Raw genomic sequence first — 18396 nt, 5'->3', positions numbered from 1 at the left:
ATGCCAGTTTTGAACATTAGTTTAATTAATTTAAGAGGAAAATTTGCGGTAGGTTATACGAGAAACGCAGATTGGCTGGCATAATGGCAATTCTTCTTGAAAGGAATGAAGAATATGCGTAAAAATGCAGTAAATAATGCAGTAGAAAATCAATCAATAAAGTCTAACACAAAGTGGAATATGCGCGCGATTGCAGCAGGATTGTTAGCGTCCGCAACTTTAGTGAGCTTTGCGGCTTGCGGAGATAATGTTCCTGCAAGTAGTTCGCAATCGTCCGCAAATACTAGCGCAAAAATCGTAGGAAACTTCCAAGGCTCGGGTGCGTCTTCCCAGCAGGTTGCTGTAGAAGCGTGGATTGCAGGATTCCAATCCAAAAATCCTGGCGCAAAAATAGCCTATAATCCAACTGGCTCAGGCGCAGGAGTTACAACATTTATGACGGGAGCCACAGCTTGGGCTGGGTCCGATAAATCGCTAAGCGACGACGAAGTTGAAAAGTCTAAGTCGGTTTGCGCTAATGGCACTACAGCTTTCGACGTTCCAGTATACGTTTCTCCAATCGCAGTAATCTTTAATCTAAAAGGCGTTTCGGATGCTGGAAAGCACATAAATATGGACGCTTCTACAATCGCAAAAATCTTCGACGGCAAGATTACGCGTTGGAACGACGATGCAATTAAATCGCAAAATCCAAAGCTAAAGCTTCCAGATAAGCCGATTACAGTTGTTCACAGGTCCGACAAGTCTGGCACAACGCAGAACTTCTTAAGCTACATAAAAGACGTTGCTCCAAGCGATTGGGCGTACGATCTTAGCGAAAATTGGCCAAATAGCGTAGGCCAGGGCGCAAAAGGCACGTCTGGCGTTGTTTCCACAATCCGCATGGCAGACGGAGCGATTGGATACGCGGACTTCTCGCAAGTTGGAAAGCTTGGAACTGTTGCAGTAAAAGTGGGAGATTCTTACAACCAGATTAGCCCAGAAGGTGGCTCTATAACCGTTAACGATTCAAAGGTTGACGAAGATGCTGCAGCAAAAGCAAAGCACCGCGTTGTTGTTAAAATAAACCACAAAACGGAAGAAAAAGGCGCTTATCCGATTGTGCTAGTTTCTTACGATATTGTGTGCAATGCGTACAAAGATGCTGCGACTGCGCGATTTGCAAAGTCGTGGCTTTCGTACGTTGTTAGCAAAGATGGCCAGGCTGAGGCTCAAGGTGCTGCTGGAACTGCGCCTTTGCCAGAAAAGCTTATGGGCAGGATTAACAAGTCGATTCAGTCAATTCAGTCGATTGGCAAGTAAAAATAGCATTTTGCAAAGATTTTAGAGTAGTCAATATATTGCTGCTGATAGCATTTATATAATGACTACAAAAGGAGCATGAGTGAGTTCTAAACAAAGAACTGAAATCAGTAAGGATGCGAACAAAAGCGGCCATTTTGCCGACCGCGTGTTCAAAAACGTGGCTCTTTTATGCGGATTGCTGATTTTAATGGTGCTTACAGCTGTGGCGCTGTTCTTGCTGTTTCAAGCGTGGCCGATTCTAGGCGCAAACAAAAGCCAAGTAAGTCAAGTATTTTTGGACTTTACTGGTGGCAAAGCGCACGATTTTCTAGGCTACGTAGCGCCAATGGTTTTTGGAACTGTTCTTATGTCTGCGCTCGCTCTGCTCCTTGCATTCTTTATTTCGATTGGAATCGCGCTGTTTATAAGCCACTATGCTCCGCCAAAAATGGTGCCGCTTTTAAGTGGTGTAGTCGACTTGCTTGCTGCGATTCCGTCCGTAATCTACGGTCTTTGGGGCGGATTGGTGCTAGTGCCATCCATATACCCGTTCTGGAAGTTTATCTCTCACATTTTTGGCTGGATTCCGCTTTTTGCAGGCCCTGCGGCAAGCCCTTCGCGTAGTGCTGCAACCGTTAGCATTGTTCTGGCAGTTATGATTTTGCCGATTATAACTTCTATGGCGCGAGACATTTTCCAGCAAGCGCCGCGATTGCAACAAGAAGGCGCGCTCGCGCTTGGTGCAACAAAGTGGGAGATGATAAAGCTAGCGGTTTTGCCGTTTGCAAAGTCGGGAATTGTTTCCGCATCTATGCTTGGTCTTGGTCGCGCTTTGGGCGAAACAATGGCAGTTCTTATGATTTTGTCTCCAGGATTCACCTTTAAATTCAATATTTTGCAAGCTTCGCAAAACCAAACGATTGCAGCAAACATAGCAGCGCAATACCCAGAAGCAAACGGATTGGGTGTTAGTGCGCTTATTGCTACAGGCTTGGTGCTGTTTGTTATTTCATTCGCTGTAAACCTTATTGCGCGCAAAATCACGGGAAAGGCGAGTGCATGATGCAAAATTCGCAATCGTTACAAGTTGGCTCCGTTGGCTCTGATCAGACTGTTGGCGCAAGCAGCGAATCTCCAAAAATCGACTTTAACAAGTTCCGCCCAACGCGCTCTAGAATCGCAAGTCGTAAGCGAAAAGACTTGTTTATGAGCGTTCTAATCTTTTTGTCTTTTGTAGTTGCGCTAATTCCGCTTCTTTCTTTGCTTTTTACGACTATTGCAAACGGCATTAAGCGATTAAACCTTGACTTTTTAACGCATAATATGACGTATGTAGTTGGCGGCGCTGCAACTGGCACAGGCGGTTACGGCGGTATTTTGCACGCCATTATTGGAACGTTGGAGATTACTCTTGGAGCAATGCTGATTTCGATTCCGATTGGAATTATGTGCTCCGTGTATTTGATTGAGTATGCGCGTGGCAGCCGCCTTGCTAGAGTGATTAATCTTGTTGTAGACGTTATGAGCGGAATCCCTTCGATTGTAGCTGGTTTGTTTGCGTTTTCTAGCTTTACGATTTTTGTGGGTCCTGGAACAATCAACGGTTTTGAAGGGTCGGTTGCGCTTTCGCTGCTTATGCTGCCAACTGTTGTTAAGTCGTGTCAAGAAATGTTAAAAATTGTGCCGAACGATTTAAGAGAAGCGGCGCTTGCTCTAGGCGTTACAAAGCAGCGCATGATTACAAAAATCGTGTTGCGCACTGCTTTGCCTGGCATTGTTTCTGGTTGTATTCTTGCTGTTGCGCGCGTGATTGGCGAGACGGCTCCGCTTTTAATGGCAGCTGGGTTTATTGCATCAACGAATTTCAATCTTTTTGACGGGCAAATGACTACTTTGCCAGTGTACGTTTATCAGGAGTATTCAAAGCTTTCGGCGAATTGCCCAGCTAATGCGCCATCTTCGTGCGTTACTACGATTCCGATGGAGCGCGCGTGGGCAGCGGCGCTTGCGTTGATAGTGATTGTTTTGCTGCTGAATATTGTTGGGCGAGTTGTGGCTCGCGTGTTTTCAGTAAAAGTGAAGTAGAGCGAAATAAATCAAGGTAAATCAAAGTAAAGCGAAGTAATGCAAAGTAAAGCGAAGGATTTTAGAAAGTGAGGCGCAAATGGGTCAGCGCATTGATGTTAAGCATTTGAACATTTACTACGGTGATTTTCTAGCAGTAGAAGACGTTAACATAAGCATTGAGCCAAACAAGGTTACAGCTTTTATTGGGCCTTCGGGATGTGGAAAATCAACGGTTTTGCGCACTTTAGACCGCATGCACGAGATTACTCCAGGCGCTCGCGTGGAAGGTCAAGTGTTGCTTGAAGGCCGCGATTTGTATGGCAAAGATGTGGACCCTGTGGCCGTTCGCCGAGATGTTGGAATGGTGTTTCAGCGCCCAAATCCTTTCCCAACAATGTCTATTCGAGAAAACGTTCTTGCAGGAGTTCGCTTAAATAATCGCCATATTTCAAAGCAAGACGCCGATGACCTAGTTGAGTGGGCTTTGCGTGGCGCGAATTTGTGGAACGAAGTTAAAGATAGACTCGATAAGCCAGGAATCGGGCTTTCTGGCGGCCAGCAGCAACGGCTTTGTATTGCGCGAGCTGTAGCTGTGCATCCGCAAGTGTTGCTTATGGATGAGCCTTGCTCTGCGCTTGACCCAATTTCTACTCTTGCTGTAGAAGATTTGATTAACGAGCTTAAGCGCGATTACACGATTGTGATTGTAACGCACAACATGCAACAGGCGGCGCGCGTGGCCGATTACACTGCGTTCTTTAACCTTAAGGCTGTTGGAAAACCAGGTCATCTTGAGTATTTTGCAGATACTACCACTATGTTTAACAATCCGCGCAATGCGGAGGCGGAACGCTATATTTCTGGCCGCTTTGGGTGATTTTTGCCGCGGTTTCTGGGTGATTTTTGCGCGATTTTTGCATAATTTTTGCGCGATTTTTCTCTGGTCAGCACGTGCGCGTAAGGTCGAACCTGTTCGGTTGTTCAAAGTTCTATGAGTCGTTTCTAATTCTCGCTAGCTTTCTAGAGTGTTTGTTCGGCTTGTGCTTTGCGCGCCGAGCGAGTCGCAGTAACCTCTGCGTGAATGCCCAAATGTAATTGCGTCCGCGATTGCTCAAGTGCTATCGCCACGCTTTTCATGGTCTTTTGCGCTGTAAAACCAAGGAACAGAGAGTTTATGGAAAAGTTCTTCCATCTCAAAGAAAACGGCACGAATGTATCAACGGAGATCACTGCAGGTCTCACTACATTCTTTGCAATGTCGTATATTATCGTCGTAAACCCAATGATTTTAAGCCAAACTGGCATGCCTAAGGGTGGCGTTTTCCTCGCTACAATCATCGCAGCAATTATTGGCACACTTGTTATGGGCTTGTTTGCCAATGTGCCTTACGCTCAAGCTGCTGGCATGGGTCTTAACGCATTCTTCACATACACAGTGTGTTTTGGCCTTCATTTTACGTGGCAAGAAGCCATGTGCATGGTGTTCTTGTGCGGTTTAATTAACATTATTATTACCGTTACTAAGATTCGTAAGATGATTATTCGTGCCATCCCAACTTCGCTACAACAAGCGATTGGCGGTGGCATTGGTTTATTCGTTGCATACGTTGGCATTATGAGCGTTGGCTTAATCACCTTTACTTCTAAAGATCCTGCAGCTGCCGCTAAGAGCAAGCCAACCGCTGCTATTCCAGGCCTTGCTGTTATTAATAATCCTATTTTGTGGCTATTCCTTATTGGACTTGTTTTGGCTATTGTTCTTACTGTTCTTAAGGTTCGCGCAAGCTTGCTTATTACGATTATTGCAACCTCTTTGATTGGTATTCCGCTTGGCTTGACTTCGCTAAATAACGCCGTTTCTGTTACGGATGCTTTTGCTCAGCTTCCAACCACTTTTGGTGCTATTTTCGGTCCGCAAGGTTTCCCTGCTCTCTTCTCTAATCCAGCACGCATTCCGCTTGTTTTGGTAACTATTTTTGCCTTCTCTATGTCGGATACTTTCGACACTCTTGGCACGTTTATTGGCACTGGCCGCAGAACTGGCATTTTCTCGGAGGCAGATGAGAAGGCTTTGGAAAACGGCTCTGGCTTTAGTTCCAAGATGGATCGTGCGCTGTTTGCTGATTCGATTGCAACTTCGGTTGGCGCAATTTGCGGTACTTCCAACACAACTACTTACGTTGAGTCTGCTGCTGGTATTGGTGCTGGTGGCCGCACTGGTTTGACTTCTGTAGTTGTTTCCGTGTGCTTTGCGCTTTCGATTGTTCTTGCGCCATTTGCTAGCGCTGTTCCTGCTGCTGCTACGGCTGGCGTGCTTGTAGTTGTAGGCTGCATGATGGCAAGCTCGCTGAAGGAGATTGCTTGGGACGATATTTCCGAAGCAATTCCTGCGTTCTTCGCTGCCGTGTTTATGGCGTTCTCTTACTCGATTTCTTACGGCATTGCCGCTGGATTCATCATGTACTGCTTAGTTATGACTTGCAAGAAGCGTGCTAAAGACGTTCATCCAATGCTTTGGATTGTTTCGCTTTTGTTCATTCTTGACTTTGTTGCTAACGCAGTTTTGTAAATCTGCTAGTTTGTATTAGTTAAGTTAGATATTAGTTAGATATTAATTTAATTAATTATTTTACGAGCGTATTTGATGCGTACGGCTGCTTGCGATTTTTCCGCGTTAGTTTGGGATAAGTCGCCAGCAACCGCGCGTGTTGAGTACGCTCTTAAGTAATCTTAAATAAAAATAAATTATAAAGTTTGCGAAAAAATATTGACATTGTCGCAAGTAGGTATTAAACTTGCCCAACGTAAACCACAGACCGTTGGTGGAGTCGCAAGATTCCTGAAAATGATGTGTCATGCCAGCACAGGTTGAGCAGTGATTGTTGCAATTGACTTGCGATTTTTCACAAACTTTTTAACACTATGTGTTTTTTGGATGCTCTGCCGTGCGCAGGGCTTTTTTGATATGTTATTTCCATTCCGACGGCCAATTTAGGAAGGAACGCCATGAAGAGGCCCGAAAAGGAAGCGGTAGTTGCAGAGCTTACGGATTTGTTCCGTAACGCCGACGCTGTCTACCTTACCGAGTACCGCGGGCTTACAGTTCCGCAGATTTCTTCTCTGCGCGAAAAGCTAGGCCGCGATACTTCCTACTCTGTGGCTAAGAATACGCTTGCTCGCATTGCCGCTAAGGAAGCGGGCATTGAAGGTCTTGATGAGCTTCTTGCTGGCCCAACTGCAATCACCTTTGTAAAGGGCGATTTCATTGAGGCTGCTAAGACCTTGCGTGATTTTGCCAAAGAGAATAAGACCCTCGTCATCAAGGGCGGTTTCGCAGATGGAACCGTTTACGATGCCGAAGGCGCCAAGCAGCTGGCAGACCTCAAGTCTCGCCCAGAATTGCTTTCCGAGATGGCTGGCGCGCTCAAGGGCACCATGTCCAAGGCCGCCTACCTGTTCAACGCTTTGCCAACCAAGGCAGTGCGTACTATCGACGCTTTGCGCGAGAAGCAGGAAAAGGCCGCTTGATTCCCTTGCAGCTTGCTGCATGAGACCAAAAAATAATAAAAATGTTATGGCTCTAAGGCACAAGGTGTGTCTGGCCAAGTAAGAAAGGAAGCCATTATGGCTAAGCTCACTAGCGAAGAGCTTCTTGAAGCTTTCGGTGAAATGACCCTCGTCGAGCTTTCTGAGTTCGTCAAGGCCTTTGAAGAGAAGTTCGATGTTGAGGCTGCTGCTCCTGTAGCTGCTGTTGCTGCTGCTCCAGCCGCTGCCGCTGGCGCTGCTGAGGAAGAGAAGGACGAGTTTGACGTTGTTCTCGCTTCTGCAGGTGCTCAGAAGGTTGCCGTCATCAAGGCTGTTAAGGCTTTGACTGGCCTCGGCTTGAAGGAAGCTAAGGACATTGTTGACAATGCTCCAAAGCCAGTCCTCGAGAAGGCTAAGAAGGAAGATGCTGACAAGGCTAAGGCTGCTCTTGAAGAAGCCGGCGCAACTGTTGAACTTAAGTAGTTCTAGGCTCTTTTGTTAACTTTGTTAACGCATGCGGCTGGTTGCTAGCGTGATTTGCTAGTTAGCGATTTGCTAATGCGCTAGTCGCGAATGCGTTTTGAATGCGGCAAGGTTTTCGTGGTTTTCACGGATTCCTTGCCGCTTTTGCGCTTCGACCTGCTTTTTCGCTTAAAGCGTAGCGCGAAAAAGCAATTCGGAGCGCTGAGCTTGCTTAAGGTTGAAAGCACAGTGTGCTTTCAACGCAAGCGAAGACGTGAGCGCAGCTAATCTGCGCGAACAACTACCTGCCTTGTAGTGCGTTTGTATCAAAAAACACCGAAATTCAGTACAATCGCACTACAGTTTTGCGTGTATGTGTAGTGTGTTTGTATGACGACACGCCGTATTTTAGGTACAATCGCACTACATCTTGCACCATAAAATCGTCGCGGCAAAGTGGTATAATAGGAAAGCTTGTGACTGGAGGAGTAATCCGCTAGCACAGCACAGCAATATAAGTTGCGGGAGGATCCTTAAAACGGCTTAATATCAACGTTTTAAGGCGCCGAATGAACCGCTTCAAAAGAAAGAAGAACCATATTATGGCTCCAAAAAAGAAAGTCTCTGCGCTTATTAAGCTCGAGATTCAGGCTGGTAAAGCAAATCCAGCCCCACCACTGGGTCCTGCATTAGGCTCCCACGGCGTAAACATCATGGACTTCTGCAAGGCCTATAACGACCAGACGAAGGACAAGATGGGTCAGATCGTTCCAGTAGAAATTACTGTTTACGAAGATCGTTCCTTTACATTTATTCTTAAGACTCCACCAGCTGCTGCTTTGTTGCTTAAGGCTGCTGGCATTCCTAAGGGCACCGAGAACCCATTGACACACAAGGTTGGTTCTGTAACCAAGGCTCAGGTGCGCGAAATCGCCGAAATCAAGATGCCAGATCTTTCTGCACGAGATGTTGAAGCTGGTATGAAGATTATCGCGGGCACTGCTCGCTCGATGGGTATTACCGTTACCGACTGAAAGTGAGTGGAAAAAATGGTGAAGCGTTCTAAGAAGTATCGTGAAGCGGCTGAGAAGATTGACCGCAACAACCTTTACACCCCAGCTGAGGCTATTGCTTTGCTTAAGAGCATGCCAAAGCACGCTTTCGACGAGTCTGCTGAGGCTGTTATGCGCCTTAATGTGGATCCTCGCAAGGCGGATCAGTTGGTTCGTGGCGTTGTGAACTTGCCTAATGGCACTGGTAAAACCGCTAAGGTTTTGGTGTTTGCTCGTGGCCCAAAGGCTACTGAGGCTCAAGAAGCTGGCGCAGACATTGTTGGCGATGACGAGCTTATCGAGAAGGTTGCCGGTGGCTTCCTTGACTTCGATGCCGTTGTTGCAACCCCAGACATGATGGGCAAGGTTGGTCGCCTTGGTCGTGTGCTTGGTCCTCGTAGCTTGATGCCAAATCCTAAGACTGGCACCGTTACAATGGATGTTGCAAAGGCTGTTGCCGATATTAAGGGCGGTAAGATTGAGTTCCGCGTTGATCGTCAGGGCAATCTTTCCTTCCTGTTTGGCAAGCTTTCCTTCGACGATAAGGCTCTTGAAGAGAACTTCAAGGCTGTTGCCGATGAGATTCGCCGCTTGAAGCCTACAACCATCAAGGGTCGTTACATCACTAAGGTAACGATTACCTCTACAATGGCTCCTGGCGTTCCAGTGGATATTGCAAGCATTGCTGCGTGATTTTAGCCAAGCATAGCTGAGTAATTTTTTAGCGCTGAAAATAGTGTGTTCTTTTTTAGAGCACATTGTTTTCGGCGCTTTTGCTTTAGAGCGCAGAATCGTGGATGCGCCCAATCGTAATCGCAGTTTGCAAAACGTATGCTTCTCGCGGATCGGTGGCGTCCCAGCCTGTTGTTTGCGCAACTTTGCGCAAGCGGTATCGTATTGTGTTTGGATGCACGTTAAGATTGTGCGAAGTTTGATCTAGCGCGCCGCCAAATCGCAAGAAAGCGTCTACTGTTTGCAAAGTCGGGTCATCTGGGTTGTACGGCGCCAAGCTTTGATACACCTTAGTGTATAAGGTTTCTACGGCGGTTTCATCGCCTATAAGTGCGCGCTCTGGAAGAACGTCGTCGCAGCGGATTATTTGCGGCAAATGTGTTACAGACGGCGCAACGGCAAGCGCTGCAAGTGTTGCTGTGATTTCTTTGCATATTTTTTGCGCGCCGACTACAACTTCGCTTATGCAAACGGGTTTTCCCGACTTTTCAAACACTTCGCACATCTTGTTTAATGCTGTTGGATTTGGGTTTTCTCTTAGCGCAAGAATGATTATGTGCGAAGGCGCTGCATCTTTGCGCGAGACGCTTTCTTGCGATTTTCCGCCGATTTTCCACGTTTTTGCACGCGCGCTAATGGCGTCTAGCTGCACTCTGTCAACTATTGCATCGTATGCGCCGCATGCGCCAAGTTGCGTCCATATTGCGCGTCTTAAAGAGTCTGTGTTGTTCTGCGCCGCATGCGCGCCTGCGTTTTGCGGTGTTGGATTTGGGTTGTCGTCGTTTGAGTTCAATTCCGTTTTATACGTGCCTGCAATCGCCACGAATCGCGTATTTTCTTGCCATTGCAAGAGGTGCATTAGCGCGCTTACGCGACTATCTGCAATGCCGTTCATAAGGCACGTTCCGATTAGCGCGTGCAATCGCAAGCGCGTTGCCGCGTCAAAAATTTTGCCGTCTCGAATGTCAAAAATTCCGAGTGCATCTTCGCTTTTTGGAGCGCATGGCATTGGCGTAAAGTTTGGTGTGGAACTTGGTGTAAAGCCTTGTGCGCTAGATTCTTCGGCAGATTCGCATGCTTCACTGCGTTCGTCATCTGGCTTTACGCTTGTAAGAATTGTAAGAAAGTCAGCGTTTTCGTCCATTCACTCCCTCAATTCTTGTGCGAATCCTCGTGTGTCTTGTAGTGTGTATTGTTGTGCTAATCCTCGCGCGTACTATCATGCACCAAATCGCAATTTATTTTATCACTTTGACGGCATGTATTACGGCATGAGATGCAAACGCTATCCCTTATAAACATTAGAACCGTAAAGAAGAACACAAACGCAATCGGCAGCATGTGTCGCTCAAAATTGTTTGCAGGAGCCAACACCATTACGCCCATCAAAAGCGCAAGAGGCGCGTGCAAAACCAGCGTTTTCCACCTGCGCAATGCTATTTCGGCAACGCCAATAAGCAACGTTGCAACAACATACAAGTTTCCGTGAATAATCCACCCAAGAATCGGCGTATTGCTCCACGCTTCCGCGCTGCTTGATACAGCGCCACGCCACTCGGGCAGCCAGTAGCGAATCCACTCGGAATTCTTTATATTCTCGGTGTTTACGTAGTATTCTGGGCCAACATAAGGCACGTCTAGAATGTCGAAGTAGCCGTACGACTTTGCTAGCAGCGCATCCGTTGCAACAATCGGGCTGTGCGTAATCATAAGCAACCATGCGTGGTTAAACTTTTTCATGTCGTCTTTTGTAATATAACGCCAACGGTAGCTCACTTTTTTAGATTGCAAGCCAGAAGATTTTACAGGATCCGCGTCTTGAGGAGTGTACGCTTCTGCAGTTTGACTAAGATTAAAAATTGGCGATATTGCGCGCTTTGCTGCATGCGGTATGCTTTTTGGATCTAGCTTTGCGATTCTTGCGATTTGCTGAAGTTGCACTCCGCGGCTTTCGATTGGGTCTCCATTTATAATCGCGCCGCTAGAAATGGCAAGCATAATTGCGCCATGTATAAGAATTGTTGGGAGCAGAATGCACAAAACCCATATTTTCCAACGTTTTCTGCTAGATATAATCATCAACACAAATTGAATCGCAAGAATGTACCACGCGTATTTTGCAGCAATCAGCATAATGCACACGCTGATTATTAATTCGACAATTGTGTGTGCGGCTGGCTTTTGCTTGAAATCAAGGCAATTAAGCTCGTACATTATTCCAAACCACCACACAAACGCAAACGCGAACAGTGGCGATTTTGTAAGCGAAATCGTTGAAAATACTACAAGTGGACTGAATAAAAATGTGATTATTACGGCTGCGCGCAAGGCGATTGGTGTTGTTGTGATTGGTGTGTAGCCAGCTTGCGATTCGCCTGTTTTAGATTTAGCCCACGGCGTGTTTAAGAATCGGTTTGCGGTTGCAGCGCAACAAAATGCCGCGAGCACAAATTGCATAACGGCAAGCAGCACGATTCCTGCATCGTTCGATTCGGTAAAATATCGCGATACTGCTGCTACAGCACCGTAAATCAATGTTAAAACAATGTTGTGCTGGTCGCTTAAATACGTTGGTTTTGCTGGCCAAAGATAGTGTGCTGTTGGGTAGATGTCTGCTGGAACAAAGCTAAAGAAGCCAATGTATGGCTGTTTTAGGCCAGTAACTTGATTCCATGCCCAGCTGTATTCGCGGATTTGCGAGCAAATGTCGGCTCCGTAGGCAGCGAGCAGCGTTGCGGGCGCCCACAGCCAGCCGATAATCAGCGTTAGGAAAATGTTTCGTTTTCGGCAGGTTGAGCGGTAAAAACACCACTTTGCAGCGCGTTTTGCGTTAAAAAATGCGGTGCGTAGGGTTGTGGCGATTTTTGATTTCGATTGATTTGGCTGTGATTGTTTTATTTGTGATTTTTCTGGCGATAATTCTGCTTTCGATGATTCTGCGCGCATAAATCTTACGATTTTTGGCATAACTCCGTTTTTGCCAAAATAAATAAGAACCCTCAAAATTGCGTAATATGCGCAAAATGCGATTACAAAAATCAGCGCATTTAGCCAATTAAAATCTGTTAAAGATCCTTGTGCGCGGTAGATTACGCCCAGACTTGTGCAGGTTGCAAGGAAGATACATGTAAAAACGATTAGCGAGTTTGCGGCGATTTTGCTTGCCGTGTTTGCGCCCGTGTTAATGCGTTTCATGTTCCACCTATACATCTATACACTCGTGTTTTACTTGCACTCTAATTATACCCGCTATAATCGCTTGCGCTCTGATCTGCCTTTTCGCGCTACGCTTTAAGCGAAAAGGCAGGTTGTCGCGCAAATCGCACTTGATGTTTTCATAGGGGGGGGGTATATTATTAATGGCTTATGATAAGTGCCCATTTACTGGCCGTAGTTAGCAGATGATTATTTAATCTGTAAGTTTTGCATTTTGCTTTGCAAGCTTAGTAAATACGCGGAGAGGGAGGTGTGCCGATGCGTAATTTACATTGCGGTGGCCATTTCCTTCGATTATTGCGCTCAATTTGCGCTAAAACTGCGTGCGCTCGCCGTGCGATTGTTGCGCTTTTTGTTGTTGCTACTATTCTTGCTACTTTTATGATTGCTCCGACTTATGCTTTAAGCGCTGGCGAAGGTGCTGGTGAGAAAGTTAGCGCTGAGAAGGTTGTTGATGCGCAGTCTGGTTCTGCTAAGAGTGAGGGAGAGAATAAGCAGCAGCCTAATCAAAGTGAATCTAATAGTACTGAGATTAATCAAGGCAATAATACTGGCTCTTCTAGTAGTTTAAAGAAGAATGATGGTGAGCTAAAGTCTGTTGAAAAGCAGCAGCCTGATAGTAACAATGGTGTTGATAAGGCTAAGGCTGAAAAGTTTGCAGATGAGACTGATGCAAAGCAAAAAGCTGAAGGTGCAAAGAAGGAATTCGCCTCTAAGGAAACTGCTCACAGAATGAACAGAAGTGCGAAGGAAGAGCCTCAGTTTCCAAAAGAGTGCATGGATAAAGGGAAAAATACCTTATCTTCATGTTATAAGATTGACTACTATAATAGTCGGTCTATTGTTAAAAGTAGTAATCCTATTGGAGTAGAACGTGGTAGGTCTATAACTATTACTCCAGAATTCAAATTCAGGTTTGGTAAAAAACAAAAAACCACTGTGCCAGAAGGCGTGTGGTTTAAGTTAGAACAAGATGGTGAAGATCCTGTACCAAGTTGGGTGAATTTTGAAAAAACAGAAAATGGTAAAACTATCCCAGTTCAGAATACTGAAAATCAAAAAGGCTTTAACGGTTCTGTTACATTGCACCCAGGCAAATGGGATCGCGGTAGTCATAAATTCAAAATTGGCATATACCACCCTGCTGATACTAAAGGTAAAAAAATTTATGTAAATGTAAAAATTGCCAGATCTGTTAGTGGTGATTTAACACTTAATGTTTACAATCATGAGGATTCTGATTCAACGCGTTCAGAAATAAACGATAAAACTGGAATAACTTTTGAATCAGGCGAAGATGGCAAATATAGCGAAATTACACCTATCTTTATTGATTCTCAATCCAAAAAAGAGCCTGGTTTTATTTATCACCATATGATTTGCCATAAAGATGGTAGTGATGGTAGTGGTGATTCTAATGAAAATTACACGGTAGATAAAGTTAACGGCTTGAGCTTAAGCGCTAAAAATAGCAACTCAGGCATACAGACTCAGTTCAAGCATGTGGAAAATAATAAGCCTTCAACTGGTGCAGATGCTTACGCTGTGTATGAAAAAGGGGATGACAGTATTACTGAGCGTTCCCAAAGCTGGATTACTGGCAAGCCGCAGGCACAAAGTGATGGAACTTTTGAGTGCAAAGTGTTTGCTGTTAAGGATACTAAGTTAATTCACATCAGGAATCAATACGTACCTAAGGAAGTAAAAGATTCTTCGGTGTCAGACGAATTCAGCAGTAAAATTAAAGATAAAAAATCTATTGCGCAATTGTTTGCTAATCCAGAAAGCAATATGGTTGATAGTAGTTTGTGGACTAATAGCAACGATATTACAAAAACCATCGACTGGGACTATAAGACTATTAAGATTGTTTTTAAGTCGAAGAAAAAGAAGCAGCTTGAGGTTAAAGATGGAGATCTTAAGCTGAACGTGTATCCGTTTAAGAGCAATGATGCTGGTTCTGGCTCTGCTGCTGGTGGCGCGTCTGCGGCCGCTCCTTCGGCTTTAGGCAATAACAGCACTGTTTCTGTTATGAAGGGAATGGAGCTTAAGCCGTTTATTGAAGCCACATCTGAGGCGGATTCTCAAAAAGAAATCAACCTTAAAATATTGTGCTCCAAAGGCGAGAAGCCGCAAAAAACTAACGCAGGCGCTGCAGGCGGCGCAAGTAACGCATCCAAAACAGGCGATGCAGATCTTGAGTATACAAAATGGGTAGATCCAAGCAGCCTTGGCTTTAATTTCCCAGATAGTGATAGTCAAACTAAGTGTACTTCAAACGAAGGCGAGCAGTCTTGCACTCCTGATGGAGCTACTACCAAGTTTGCGGCTAGGACTTACGCTAGCGCTACGTTTAAGTCAACGGAAGCTGGCGATTATAAATGCGTTGTGTATGCGCTTAAAAAACCAGATGCGCTTAATAAGTTCAATGACGAAGCAACTAAAACAGACGTAACGCCAGAGAAAATATCTACCTCTTTTAAGGGTGCGAATCTAACAGCCAACAAAGACTTTGCGCAGTTAGCTTTTAAAATTCACGTGCCAGAAGATTTCACTCTGCCGCACACGGGCGGTCAGAATTGGAACTTGCAGCTGGGTGCTATAGCTGCAGTCATGGTGAGTGTGCTTGCCGCAGGATTTGTTATAAGTCAAAGTGAAGCATGCAGAAAGCTGCTTTACGAAAGGCGGCGATGCTAATGTGAAAGCTGCCTACGTAATCAAGTTGTGCTCGCGTATTAGTGCAGTGCGCGTAGCAAAAATAAAAACATAATTAGATTAACTAAACCAAGATATTCCAGAAGATATTTCAGGTAGTCAAAAAACAAAACAAACACACAAACACAAACAAGTGCCGAATGGGTACAAACAAGTATCGAGTAAGTACGTAAACAAGTGCTAAATCGGTACTCAAACAAACACACAGTAACAAACACAAAAACAAAACAACTTAACTTAACTGCTCTTAGAAGCATCGAGTAAAGGAGAAAAGATGAATAAATTAACAAGAAAGTGCGTTGCGGCTGTTGCGTCGCTCGCGATGGCTGGCACGCTGTGCGTTGCTGGCGCCGTAACAATGGCAAGCGTTGCGTGGGGTGCTCCACATCCTGGGGTGCCCCAACCACATGCCGATAACTCTCCGTGGGGTACGAAACAAGATAAAACAGGTACATTAACGATTAACAAGTTTAAGTACGCAGATACTGTAGATGGCGAGGGTCACCACAAGGGCGCTGCTCTTACTGGCGCAACGTTTACTCTTAAAAAGGTTACCAAGATTGATAACGTTGATCTTAAATACGATGAGTTTAGCACTTGGTCCAAGATTGCTGGCATAGTCGGTGCGCTGAATCGTGGTGATGAGGCTAGCGCAAATCTTACATTTGACGATAATACAAGTCCTACGTCTACTGTAAGTGAAAACGTTACAACTTTCTCAAAACTCCCAGAGGGCTTGTACAAGGTTGTTGAAACGCCTCCTGCAGGCTATGGTGCTGCGGATATGACCGAGTTCTACATAACAATGCCTTTGATTGAGACGAAGGTTGAGAATGGCGCTACGACCACCACTTACAACTGGAATCCAACAATCAACCCAAAGAACAAGGATATTTCTAAGACGTTTACCAAGAAGCTAGACGACGGTAAAGATCACAACTCTGTTCTTGCAAAAGATAAGACGCTTTACTACACGATTAGCGCTTCTGTAAACCGTACCAAGTCTGGCACTTTGAGCGCAGATGATCTTAATGGATTTGCTGTGTTTGATGATTTTCCTACTGCTGCATTTGCGTCACCAACGGATGCCAGCAGCGCTGTTGAGTCTGTGAAGATTGGCGATGGTGATAGTGCTACTGAACTAACTAAGAATACTGACTACAACGTTTCTATCGTGAAAGCTAGCTCTGAAGCCGACGGCAAGAATCTTGAATCTGGTCGAAATCGCATCTTAGTTAAGTTCACCGACGCTGGTTTGAAGAAAATTGCTGAAAAGCTGAATGACGTTACCAACGGCCAAGACCCTAAGGTAAACGTTGCTATTAAGCTCGATCTTAGTGATACTTACCAGAACGGTAATGCTCCTACCGACACAACTTCAACAGAGACGAATGGCAAGAACGAAGTCGTAAATAAGTCTGGTTACTTCCAAGCAAGTCCTAAGGGCACGCCAAATCCAGACCCAATCGTGTCTGGAGATGATGACGGCGGTACTTCTAAAGTCAAGTATGGCTGGTTCGACGTGTTCAAGTACGATGCTGCAGACGAAGGCAAGAAAGATAGGACTGGCCTTCCTGGTGCTGAGTTCAGACTTTTCAACACTGAAGAGAAAGCGAACGCTTGCGCTGAGAAACTTGTCGACGCAAGTAAGACTGCAGATAATATCGCCGAATGCAAAGCTGGTTCTTCTACGTTTAAGGGCGAAGAGGCTACAACTCAAGAAACTACTGGTAAATTGAAGGCGGCTGTTAAGGTTCAAGCTGGCACAAACATTTACCTTGTTGAGGTTAAAGCTCCAAATGACTACATTCGTTTGCCAGAAGTTAAGGCTGTGAATGTAGAAGAAGGCAAGCTCAAGATTGTTGACTTCTCTAACACAAAGAAGAACACATTTGGTACATGGTTCAACCTTCCTGCAACTGGTGCTACTGGCGTGATTATTTTCGCGCTTGCTGGCATGGGCTTGATTGCAGCAAGCGTGTTCCTCTACATGCGCAATCGCAAGGAAGAGGAGCAGGCAAAAGCCTGATGCGCTTTTGCAAAGTAGCTGCTTCAGTAATCTAGTAGTCTAAAAGTAAAGTGTGTGAGTCTAGGGTTTGTATGTAAGCCCTAGACTCGCGCATATTTGCGCTTTTGCTGCTTTTTGTTCAATATTCTGTTCATTTTTTGTAGTGCGTTTGTATTTGATTTCGGTGTTTTTTGGTACAAACGCACTACAAGGCAGGTCGTGCCGTTCGCGCGGTCTGAGCGCTATTCCTTACGGCTATTAGTAGCCGTAAGGCTGATTTGGCATGTAAAGTCCACTGGACTTTACATTTGAGCCAAATCACGCTTTGAAGGAGCTTGAAATGCGTTATGCAATTTCAAGCTCAGTCAAAGCGCCCATGCAAGTCGATTCGCATTGGAGGAGGAATGAAGGCTAAGAAAAAGAAAAGCCCTTTGCATCGAGCGCTAGAGCCAGTTGTCTTGGCAGTCGCCGCAATCCTATGTTTTACGTACCCAGTGGCATCTACTCTTTGGAACAATCACGCTTCGAAGCAGCTCTCTGCAATTTACGACAAGCTTAGTCGCGAGCAGCCTAAAGATGCGCGTGCGATTAGCTTAGAAAAGGCTCGCAAGTATAACGCGCATCGCAGCGCGATTTTTACGGCGGATCCGTATAACGGAACGGAAGATTTTAAGAAAACATCCGAGTATAAAAAGTACAGTAGCGTGCTGGATGAACCAATGGGCATTATGGGAATCGTAAAAATCCCAAAGATTGGTGTAAAACTTCCTATTTATCACGGCAGTTCGCAGGATGTTTTAGCGTATGGCGCTGGTCATTTGTACGGCACGGATTTACCAGTAGGCGGCAAAAATAGGCATTCTGTTATTACTGCGCATACGGGTTTGCCGCATGCGACTATGTTTGACGACTTAATCTACCTTAAAAAAGGCGATTTTTTCTATTTGGATATTCAAGGCGAGACGCTGCGATACAAGGTGTTTCGCATTAGCGTTGTAGAACCTAATGACATCAGCTTGTTGCAGCGCGAGAAGGGGCGCGATTTGGTGACTTTGCTCACTTGCACGCCGTATGGTGTTAATACGCAAAGGCTGCTAGTTACGGGGTATCGCGTGTTGCCAGATCTTGTTAAGGCGCCAGATGACAAGCTGCAGTGGCCGCTTTGGATGACGCTGTTTGTTATTGCGCTTGTTGGGTGCGCGGTGATTCTTGCGACTATGGTTGTTGCGGATGTTAAAAGAAAGCGCGGCAGGTTTGATTTGCACGCTAAGCATTTGATTAGCATTTAGCGCAATATACACAAAGCATGACACAATAGTGTGTAGTGTGTTTTTT

14 protein-coding genes are annotated in these 18396 nt (G+C 45.5%); 12 read left to right on the top strand and 2 right to left on the bottom strand.

Annotation, left to right across the window (positions count from 1 at the left end):
- The first annotated feature begins 114 nt into the window (after window positions 1-114).
- The 9 genes from pstS to rplA all read left to right on the top strand — a co-directional run bounded on the left by pstS (window position 115) and on the right by rplA (window position 9083).
- Window positions 115-1302, top strand: coding sequence for a phosphate ABC transporter substrate-binding protein PstS (gene pstS, locus HXT45_RS06690; RefSeq protein ID WP_421781745.1), 1188 nt, complete (start codon window positions 115-117; stop codon window positions 1300-1302).
- An 82-nt stretch (window positions 1303-1384) separates the two neighbouring features.
- Window positions 1385-2347 carry a phosphate ABC transporter permease subunit PstC gene (gene pstC / locus HXT45_RS06685; RefSeq protein ID WP_421781743.1) on the top strand — a complete coding sequence of 321 codons (963 nt, stop codon included), beginning with the start codon at window positions 1385-1387 and terminating at the stop codon, window positions 2345-2347.
- The gene (gene pstA / locus HXT45_RS06680; RefSeq protein WP_421781741.1) at window positions 2344-3369 is read left to right on the top strand and encodes a phosphate ABC transporter permease PstA; all 1026 of its coding nucleotides are present in this window, start codon (window positions 2344-2346) and stop codon (window positions 3367-3369) included. The genes pstC and pstA overlap by 4 nt, the downstream gene beginning before the upstream one ends.
- A gap of 79 nt (window positions 3370-3448) precedes the next feature.
- Window positions 3449-4228 carry a phosphate ABC transporter ATP-binding protein PstB gene (gene pstB, locus HXT45_RS06675; protein WP_004131665.1) on the top strand — a complete coding sequence of 260 codons (780 nt, stop codon included), beginning with the start codon at window positions 3449-3451 and terminating at the stop codon, window positions 4226-4228.
- 297 nt (window positions 4229-4525) lie between these two features.
- Window positions 4526-5920 carry an NCS2 family permease gene (locus tag HXT45_RS06670; protein WP_415694995.1) on the top strand — a complete coding sequence of 465 codons (1395 nt, stop codon included), beginning with the start codon at window positions 4526-4528 and terminating at the stop codon, window positions 5918-5920.
- Window positions 5921-6357: 437 nt separating this feature from the next.
- The gene (gene rplJ, locus HXT45_RS06665) at window positions 6358-6879 is read left to right on the top strand and encodes a 50S ribosomal protein L10 (RefSeq protein WP_004112001.1); all 522 of its coding nucleotides are present in this window, start codon (window positions 6358-6360) and stop codon (window positions 6877-6879) included.
- A 96-nt stretch (window positions 6880-6975) separates the two neighbouring features.
- Window positions 6976-7359 carry a 50S ribosomal protein L7/L12 gene (gene rplL, locus HXT45_RS06660; RefSeq protein WP_004112006.1) on the top strand — a complete coding sequence of 128 codons (384 nt, stop codon included), beginning with the start codon at window positions 6976-6978 and terminating at the stop codon, window positions 7357-7359.
- 581 nt (window positions 7360-7940) lie between these two features.
- On the top strand, window positions 7941-8372 hold the full coding sequence (gene rplK / locus HXT45_RS06655) for a 50S ribosomal protein L11 (protein ID WP_004112010.1): 432 nt from the start codon (window positions 7941-7943) through the stop codon (window positions 8370-8372).
- 15 nt (window positions 8373-8387) lie between these two features.
- Window positions 8388-9083, top strand: coding sequence for a 50S ribosomal protein L1 (gene rplA / locus HXT45_RS06650; protein WP_004118314.1), 696 nt, complete (start codon window positions 8388-8390; stop codon window positions 9081-9083).
- 85 nt (window positions 9084-9168) lie between these two features.
- On the opposite strand, the gene HXT45_RS06645 is transcribed toward rplA, so the two are convergent.
- Both HXT45_RS06645 and HXT45_RS06640 read right to left on the bottom strand, forming a co-directional pair.
- A complete protein-coding gene (locus tag HXT45_RS06645; RefSeq protein ID WP_421781739.1) occupies window positions 9169-10266 on the bottom strand; it encodes a helix-turn-helix domain-containing protein in 1098 nt (365 codons plus the stop codon).
- A 56-nt stretch (window positions 10267-10322) separates the two neighbouring features.
- Window positions 10323-12317 carry a DUF6020 family protein gene (locus tag HXT45_RS06640; protein WP_421781737.1) on the bottom strand — a complete coding sequence of 665 codons (1995 nt, stop codon included), beginning with the start codon at window positions 12315-12317 and terminating at the stop codon, window positions 10323-10325.
- A gap of 279 nt (window positions 12318-12596) precedes the next feature.
- Here HXT45_RS06640 and HXT45_RS06635 point away from each other — a divergent pair, with 279 nt between their 5' ends.
- The 3 genes from HXT45_RS06635 (at window position 12597) to HXT45_RS06625 (ending at window position 18350) form a co-directional block, all read left to right on the top strand.
- Window positions 12597-15035, top strand: coding sequence for a hypothetical protein (locus HXT45_RS06635; RefSeq protein ID WP_421781735.1), 2439 nt, complete (start codon window positions 12597-12599; stop codon window positions 15033-15035).
- 292 nt (window positions 15036-15327) lie between these two features.
- Complete coding sequence (locus tag HXT45_RS06630) at window positions 15328-17082, top strand: SpaH/EbpB family LPXTG-anchored major pilin (RefSeq protein ID WP_421781733.1); 1755 nt, start codon at window positions 15328-15330, stop codon at window positions 17080-17082.
- Window positions 17083-17465: 383 nt separating this feature from the next.
- Complete coding sequence (locus HXT45_RS06625) at window positions 17466-18350, top strand: class C sortase (RefSeq protein ID WP_421782337.1); 885 nt, start codon at window positions 17466-17468, stop codon at window positions 18348-18350.
- Window positions 18351-18396 lie beyond the last annotated feature (46 nt).

Origin of the sequence: Gardnerella sp. DNF01199S (assembly GCF_049244155.1) — a bacterium.
Lineage (GTDB): Bacteria > Actinomycetota > Actinomycetes > Actinomycetales > Bifidobacteriaceae > Bifidobacterium > Bifidobacterium piotii.
Note: the sequence above shows the minus strand (reverse complement) of the source record. Positions and strands in the feature narration are given on the sequence as shown.

Coding starts and splice junctions, on each gene's coding strand:
- HXT45_RS06630 (WP_421781733.1), top strand. CDS start 15,328: ATGAATAAATTAACAAGAAAGTGCGTTGCGGCTGTTGCGTCGCTCGCG.
- rplK (WP_004112010.1), top strand. CDS start 7,941: ATGGCTCCAAAAAAGAAAGTCTCTGCGCTTATTAAGCTCGAGATTCAG.
- rplL (WP_004112006.1), top strand. CDS start 6,976: ATGGCTAAGCTCACTAGCGAAGAGCTTCTTGAAGCTTTCGGTGAAATG.
- HXT45_RS06670 (WP_415694995.1), top strand. CDS start 4,526: ATGGAAAAGTTCTTCCATCTCAAAGAAAACGGCACGAATGTATCAACG.
- pstA (WP_421781741.1), top strand. CDS start 2,344: ATGATGCAAAATTCGCAATCGTTACAAGTTGGCTCCGTTGGCTCTGAT.
- HXT45_RS06645 (WP_421781739.1), bottom strand. CDS start 10,266: ATGGACGAAAACGCTGACTTTCTTACAATTCTTACAAGCGTAAAGCCA.
- pstS (WP_421781745.1), top strand. CDS start 115: ATGCGTAAAAATGCAGTAAATAATGCAGTAGAAAATCAATCAATAAAG.
- HXT45_RS06635 (WP_421781735.1), top strand. CDS start 12,597: ATGCGTAATTTACATTGCGGTGGCCATTTCCTTCGATTATTGCGCTCA.
- HXT45_RS06640 (WP_421781737.1), bottom strand. CDS start 12,317: ATGAAACGCATTAACACGGGCGCAAACACGGCAAGCAAAATCGCCGCA.
- pstB (WP_004131665.1), top strand. CDS start 3,449: ATGGGTCAGCGCATTGATGTTAAGCATTTGAACATTTACTACGGTGAT.
- HXT45_RS06625 (WP_421782337.1), top strand. CDS start 17,466: ATGAAGGCTAAGAAAAAGAAAAGCCCTTTGCATCGAGCGCTAGAGCCA.
- rplJ (WP_004112001.1), top strand. CDS start 6,358: ATGAAGAGGCCCGAAAAGGAAGCGGTAGTTGCAGAGCTTACGGATTTG.
- rplA (WP_004118314.1), top strand. CDS start 8,388: ATGGTGAAGCGTTCTAAGAAGTATCGTGAAGCGGCTGAGAAGATTGAC.